General features: G+C 69.6%; 4 protein-coding genes. 1 reads left to right on the forward strand and 3 read right to left on the reverse strand.

What is annotated here, in order from left to right; translation table 11 throughout:
* Positions 1-222: 222 nt before the first annotated feature.
* Complete coding sequence (locus AB0J09_RS50910; RefSeq protein WP_360708655.1) at positions 223-1443, reverse strand: cytochrome P450; 1221 nt, start codon at positions 1441-1443, stop codon at positions 223-225.
* A gap of 329 nt (positions 1444-1772) precedes the next feature.
* Here AB0J09_RS50910 and AB0J09_RS50915 point away from each other — a divergent pair, with 329 nt between their 5' ends.
* Positions 1773-2249 carry a signal peptidase II gene (locus AB0J09_RS50915; protein WP_360708658.1) on the forward strand — a complete coding sequence of 159 codons (477 nt, stop codon included), beginning with the start codon at positions 1773-1775 and terminating at the stop codon, positions 2247-2249.
* 88 nt (positions 2250-2337) lie between these two features.
* On the opposite strand, the gene AB0J09_RS50920 is transcribed toward AB0J09_RS50915, so the two are convergent.
* A complete protein-coding gene (locus tag AB0J09_RS50920) occupies positions 2338-4881 on the reverse strand; it encodes a polysaccharide lyase family 8 super-sandwich domain-containing protein (protein WP_360708661.1) in 2544 nt (847 codons plus the stop codon).
* A gap of 64 nt (positions 4882-4945) precedes the next feature.
* The coding region (locus tag AB0J09_RS50925) for an acyl-CoA dehydrogenase family protein (protein ID WP_360708663.1) at positions 4946-7032 on the reverse strand (2087 nt) is incomplete at its 5' end.

Here is a 7032-nt window from a genome sequence, read left to right on the forward strand (position 1 = left end):
GTCACGGCGAGCGGCCCGTGAGCCTTCACGACCGGCCATGACGGACGGCCACCGGCTACGGCGCGTGCGGGCTACTTGGCGAAGCCGTACGGAATGGCGGGACGGATGCGATTACGGGCGGAAAGATAATCCCGCAATACGACAGGGGGTCGCGGCCGCCACGAAAGACTGACGAGCGGTCTGGCCCGGCAGCCGTGGGCTGCCGGGCCGGACGATGGCGCGTCAGGACTTGGCTATACCGAGGTTGACCGGCAAGGACAGCGGGCCGATCGTGAAGAACGACGGAGAGTACGGGATGTCGTCCGGGTCGATCGCGAGGCTGAGCTCAGGCAGCCGCCGGTACAGCGCGGCGAGCGCCAGCCGGCTCTCCAGCCGGGCCAGCGGCGCCCCGATGCAGTACCGCGGGCCGTGGCCGAAGCCGAGGTTTCCGGTCTGCTCGCGGGTGATGTCGAACTGGTTCGCCCTCTCGCCGTACTCCACCGGATCGACGCCACTCGCCTGGTAGACCACGCCCACCGCGTTGCCCTTGGGGATGTGCACCCCGGCGATGGTCACGTCCTCCGCTGTGAAACGGAAACTGGTCATCATCACCGAGTGGCGGTAGCGCACAGTCTCCTCGACCACGTCAGCCCACCGATCCTCGGCCTTGGCCAGCGCGAGCTGGCCGGGGTTCTGAGCCAGCGCCACGATGGCGTACCCGAGCAGGTGGACGGTGGTCTCGTGACCGGCGACGAGCATGAGCCACAGCACGCCGACCAGTTCGTCGGTGGTGAGCTTGTCACCCTCGTCGCGAGCCTGGACCAGGCCGGAGGTGAGATCGTCGCCCGGTTCCCGCTGCTTGCGCTCCACCAGGTCGTGCAGGAAGGCCTGAAGGTCGTTCTGCGTCGCGAACGCCACATCCGGCGGAGTGGTGTGCGCCAGCAGCGTCGCGGTCCAGTTCCGCAGCCGGAGCCGGTCCTCGGCGGGTATGCCGAACAACTCGCAGATCACCCACATCGGCAGCGCCTCAGTGAAGGTCGGAACCAGGTCGACGCCGTCACCGGCGGCCACCACGTCATCCAGCAAGCCGTCGATGATCTGCTGGATCCGCGGCTCCAGGGCCTGCACCCGGGCCGGCGTGAACGCCTTGCCGACCAGACCGCGCAAGCGCCTGTGGTCGCCGCCGTCCATGGTGGACAAGTGACCGCCCTGAATGATGGCGCGCAGCGGCCAGTCTTCGGGAATCGATCCGTCGTACAGGGCGGGCCAGTGTTGGGGATCCCTGAGGAAGGTCTTGTTGTCCCCGGCGAGGATCTCCCGTACGGCCTTGTGGGTCAGCGCCAGGTAGGCGGGCACGCCCCCTGGGAACTCCACCTCGACCACGGGAGCGATCTCCCGGAGCCGGATGCAGGTGTCGAGTGGGTTTTCGTCCACGGCGGGGAAGGAGGGGAGGTTTGTTGTCATTCAACGCCCTTGGAGGAGGAGGTCAGTAAGTGACCGGTGATCACATCAAATATTCGTTGTGATCTAGAAACAACAGGACTCAGTGATCGGTAACGTGATGGTTACCTTGCGTTCGCTCGCGCCGGCTCAGCCCCCGGCCGACGAGGGCACCCCCGGCAAAACCCTGCTACTCACCGAGAGGATTCCGCCCCACCTGGCATCCCATGCCCACATTGCCCGACACTCGCAGGAAGGCACCGTTTCGATAGATCGGCGCAGATTGCGGGGTAAGGGTGTCGGACGAACGACGTTCGCAGGCGACGAGACTGGGATTGCGACCATACGGGTGGATGCTCGTGTTGGCCGCATTAGTCCTTCTCGCAGACCAAATTTCCAAGTTCTGGGCGCTTTCGGCGCTTTCGGGCGGTGAGGGCATCACGGTGATCCCGCAGCTGATCCAATTGCGGCTGTTGTTGAACTCCGGTGCCGCGTTCTCGATCGGCGAGGGGGCGACGTGGGTGTTCACCCTGACGACGGCCGCCGCGGTTGCCGTCATCCTGTACGTCGGACGTCGGCTGCGCTCGACCGCCTGGACCGTCGTGCTGGGTACGTTGCTGGGCGGCGCCATCTCCCATCTGCTTGACCGTCTCTTTCGCGCTCCTGGCTTCGCCCAGGGTCACGTCGTCGACTTCATCGACTATGGCGGCCTGTTCGTCGGCAACGTCGCCGACATCGCACTCACCGGAAGCTGTGCCCTCCTCCTGCTGCTCAGCCTGCGTGGCGTCCCTCTCGGGATCGTGGCCGACAAGGGGAATCCATCCGCTTAGCGCGTGTCCGAGAAGATCGTTTGTGTCCGGCGTGACAGCGTGACGAGCGGTGTCGGTGCCACTGGTCGCCATGAGCGCCGGGGCCGGTTCAGCGGAGGGTGGCGGTGAAGGTGCGGCCGTAGGCGTGGCGGGTCGTCGCCTGGACCAGGGTGCCGCCCGGCACGCGCCGTACCGTCACCCCCTCGTCGGCCGAGTCGAGGCGGAGAGGCGCGCCGTGCAGGACGACCGAGACGCGGTCGCGTTTCATCGTGGGGTCGGACAGTGCGACGACCGTGCGCTTCCCGGACTTGACGATGACCGAGGCGGGGCCGTCGATGAGCAGGTGCTCGACGTGGCGCGGGCCGTCGGCGAAGACGTTGGCGGCGACGATCCCGAGGGTCTTGTGCCTGATCGCCTGCACGTGCCGGTTGTTGGCCAGGACGGCCAGCGGGCCGTTCGCGTAGCCGCGCAGGCGGGTCTCGGTCGCGTTCGGGACCAGGGCGTAGGCGAGGGCGGGGACGTCGCCGGTGGCGGGGTGCGTGATCGAGGCGGTGAAGACGTTCTTGGTCACGCTGGTGTCGGGATTGGACACGCGCACGACTCTGCGGCTGCGCGTCACCGTCTCCAACCCGGCCGCGACGGGCTGCTCGGTGAAGAAGGCGTAGCCGATCGCGGTACCGCGGGTGCCGTTGGCGTAGCGCAGCCAGCGTGGCGGCGTGGTGCCGCCCGCCTGCCAAGCCCGGCCGCCCCAGCCCTCGCCAGTGAGCGCGACCGCGTCGCTGGGAGCGGCGATGCGGCTGTCCACGGTGGTCACCGCCTCGCGGCCGCCCTGACCGGAGACGTCCGCGGCCAGCACCACGATCTCGTCGTCGAGCATGAACCAGGACTTGGTCGCGCCGGCGTTCCGGTACACGACGAAGTCGTCGGGCAGGATGCCCGCCTGCTTGGCGGTGTAGGCGGCGTCGTCGGACTGGACCATGCCGACCGCGCCGTACGCGCCGAGCGTCGCGCCGCCGGAGAAGGCGTTCCCTGCGCGGGGGAAGTACACGTAGGTGTTCTGGGACTCCGAGGAGGAGGTGAAGTTCAGCGGATGGCCCGGGTTCTCGTACCAGAACCGGCCGTACAGCTCGGGCACCGTCCGCCGCTCCTCCACCGGCGCGGTGACCCCGGCCAGCCGGTACGGCGAGACGGCCGTGTAGTAGTCGACGCCGAAGACCTCGCGCTGATCCTCGCCCGCGAGGTAGAGGTAGTACGCGCCGTCGCCCTGGAACCAGGGCATGAGGTTCTCGCCGTTCATGTACTCGTATTTGCTGATCCGGTCGGAGCTGCGCGCCAGGGCGAAGGCGTAGCCGGGGCGCCGGTGGACGGTCCTGTCCATCGCGTTGTACGCCATGCAGCGCTCGGGCGGGTTCAGGTCGGCGGCCGGGATGGCGGAGTCGGCGCGGATGGCCGCGTAGCGGGCGACGCTGACCGGGGAGGCGAAGGTGGCCGTGTCGGCTGCCGGCAGGAACTTGACGTACTTCTTCAGGGCGAGAGCGTCGGCGCCCTCGACGTGGTCGGCCAGGTCCGCGATGGCCTCCACGATCACTCCGACGTCGGCGTAGCCGGTGGTGGTCCGCGAGACAGCCCGCCCCTTGACGATCTCCATCATCCACCCCTCGAAGATCAGCGGGGCGAAGCCGTCGGCGATCCAGCGGTACACCACGCCTGCCAGGTCGGAGGCGCCGCCGCTCGTCGCACCCTCGAGTGTCTTGAGGGTCTGTACGACGCGGGTCAGCAGGATGCGCCCGTAGGAGCCGGTGTAGGCGACCGAGTGGTGCTGGATGAACGAGCCGTCGCGGTAGTAACCGTCGGTGACCCCGTGCTGAAGGTTGTAGGGGTCGACCGTGGCGAAGACGGTGGCCTGGTCGGAGATGGCCTTGCCGACGCGGACGTCGTCGGCGGTGAGCGCGCCCTGCAGGATCCGGTTGGCGGTGATGTCGGCCAGGTTCGCCCCGGTGTGGAAGCGCGAGTCGAGGTCGACGTCGCCGTTCTTTCCGTTGCGCAGGTAGGCGTCCATCGAGGCGATGTACGTCGCCGTCAGGTCGGGCCGTTCCTCCCGCACCCGGTCGGCCAGCAGGACCAGCGTCCTGCTCACCTGGGTGGAGATGCCGATCTCCCAGTTGTACCAGTTGCCGTAGTAGCCCTTGGACTGGTCGCCGTAGTAGCGCTCGTGCAACCACAGCAGACCGTCGAGCACCCGCCGCTGGACGGCGGCGTCGTTGTCGAGCTCACCGCCCGGCGTGCGGGTGGCGAGCGCGATCTCGTACAGGTACTGGAAGGCCAGCTGCAGCTTGGCGTCGTCGGTGCCGAGCTTCAGGCCGGAGAACAGCTCGCCGTCGCCCGCCTTGTCCATGGCGGCCAGCCGCTGCTTGGCGGTCCCGACGATGGCCGCGAGCTTGCCGGCGACCTCGGGCCGGGTGTTGACGTCCGGGGTCCCCGCGAAGATCGCCACGGTGTTGGCGAGCAGCCGCGCGTGATCGATCCCCGCCGCGGCACGCGAGGGGGCGGCCGCGGCGAGCAGACCGGCGGCGGGGAGCAGGGAGAGAACCTGGCGACGAGACATGTGCGGCACGGCGAGCTCCAGGCCGTTGGGGGGATATGCCGGGCTCACCTTACATGATCTATTTTGCGCGTCCAGGGGCGCGAAGCCAGGTTTCAGGTGGACAGGCAGGAGGTCAGCGTGGCAGGCCGACGCCGCGGGCGATCAGGCCGCGCTGGATGTCGTTCGTGCCGCCGCCTACGACGTACATCACCGACAGGCGCAGGCCGTACTCGAATGCGCCTTCCCCGGGCACCCCGGGGACCTCGGCCGACAGGGCGGCCCGCGGGCCGAGGATGTCGAGCACCGCCTCGCCGAACTCCTCGGCCAGTTCGCCGCCCATGACCGCGGCCATCGGCGCGTGCAGGCGTGAGTCGCCGCCGCCACCGGCCTTGATGGCCGAGGCGACCAGGGCGCGGTTGGCCTGCACGCCGACCGCGAGATCCCGCAGACGGGCGCGGCGGGCCGAGCCTCGTGGCCCGACGCTCCCGGGATCGGCGCGGACGACGGCCAGCAGGTCGTCGAGCTGCCGGTGCAGGGCGGCGGCGATGTTGCCCATGGTGATGCGCTCTCCGGCCAGGGCGTCGGTGATGACCTTCCAACCGCCGTTGACCTCGCCGACGCGCATGCTGTCGGGGACGCGTACGTCGTCGTAGAAGACCGTGCAGGAGATCTCGCCGGACAGCGCGCGGTGCTGCTGGACGGTGATGCCAGGCGTGTCCATCGGGATCAGGAAGACGGTGATCCCGGCGTGCCGGGGCTGGGCGTCGGGGTCGGTGCGCGTGGCCAGCCACACCCAGTTGGCGGTGTGGCCGCCGGTGGTCCAGAGCTTCTGCCCGTTGATCAACCAGTCGTCGCCGTCGCGTACCGCGCTGGTGCGAAGGGAAGCCAGGTCAGAGCCCGCCTCGGGCTCGCTGTAGCCGAGACAGAAGTCCACCTCGCCACGGCGGATGAGCGGGAGGAAGGTGTCCTTCTGCGCTTGGGTGCCGTGCTTGAGTATGGAGTTGCCTAGCAGCATCACGGCGCCCAGCGCCTTGCTCACGGGGGCGCGGTGGTAGGCGGCCTCCTCGTTCAGAATGACCTCCTCGGCGAGGGACGCGCCGCGCCCTCCGGCCTCCGGCGGCCAGGCCATGCCGAGCCAGCCGCGTTCGGCGATCTCGCTGACCAGGTCCTTGTCGACGGCCACCCCGATCGTGCTGAAACGTCCCGCGAACAGCTGCCTGACCTGGGCACGGAACGCTTCCGCCGACTCCCCCGCATCCGCTGCGGACAGCGTGCCATCCCCCTCGACCAGCACGTCCGCGACGTCGCCCGCCGCCCGCGCGAAGGTCTGCAGCCGCGTCACATCACCGTGTACGCGGCGGAACAGCCACGGGGCCTCGTGCTCCTCGAAGTAGCCGATGGCGGCCAGCGTGTGGTGGGCGCCGAGCTGGACGCGAGGCGCCGCCGCGCGAGCGTGCTCCGCGGCGATCTCGGCGGCGAGCAGGCGGTCGCCGCCACCCAGTTCGAAGGCGCGGATGGCGTCGTCCGTCAGCAGGCCGCCCGCGCTCACGTCGATCTGACAGGCGGCGACGCGCTGCTGGACCGCGCCGAAGGAGCCGATGACCTTGCCGAACTGACGGCGCTGCGTGGCGTGCTCGACGGCCAGCTCGTGCGCGCGGCCGGCGGCGGCCAGGGCACGCACCGCGAGCTGCAGGCGGAGCAGCACGATCGCCTCGTCGGCGTCCTCGGCCGAGACGTCCACGTGCGCTTCCGTCTCCCCCAGAGCGGCGTCCGACCAGTCAGGGGCGGCCAGCCCAGGAGTGGCTCGCACTTCGGCCAGGGGGCTCAGCGTCGCGGAACCGCCTTCACGCGGGATCGCGAGCAGGTGGGTCGCCTCGGCGGCGGCGTCCAGGTGCCGCGCCTGACCGTCCTCGTCCGGAATAGCGGCGATGACGCGCATCCGCCCGCTGGTGATCTCCTCCAGCACCCGCTCGTCGTGCTGGAACAGCCGAGTGGCGAGGTAGGCGTCCAGCAGGGGCAAGGGACAGGCCACCCGGCCCAGTTCGCGCACCGCCGCGAAAGCGGGCGCCAGTGCGCCCTCGGTGCCGAGCTCGAACCAGCCCTGGGCGGCCCCGGCCGCCCAGACCACGCCGAGCCCACCCGCGCGCGCAGATCGGAAGAGCGGCGGGTGGGGGAAGAGTGTGCAAAACGGCGGGTAGATAACGGGGGGCGGCGGGTCAT

Source organism: Nonomuraea sp. NPDC049784 (genome assembly GCF_040659615.1).
In the GTDB taxonomy this organism is placed as follows: Bacteria; Actinomycetota; Actinomycetes; order Streptosporangiales; family Streptosporangiaceae; genus Nonomuraea.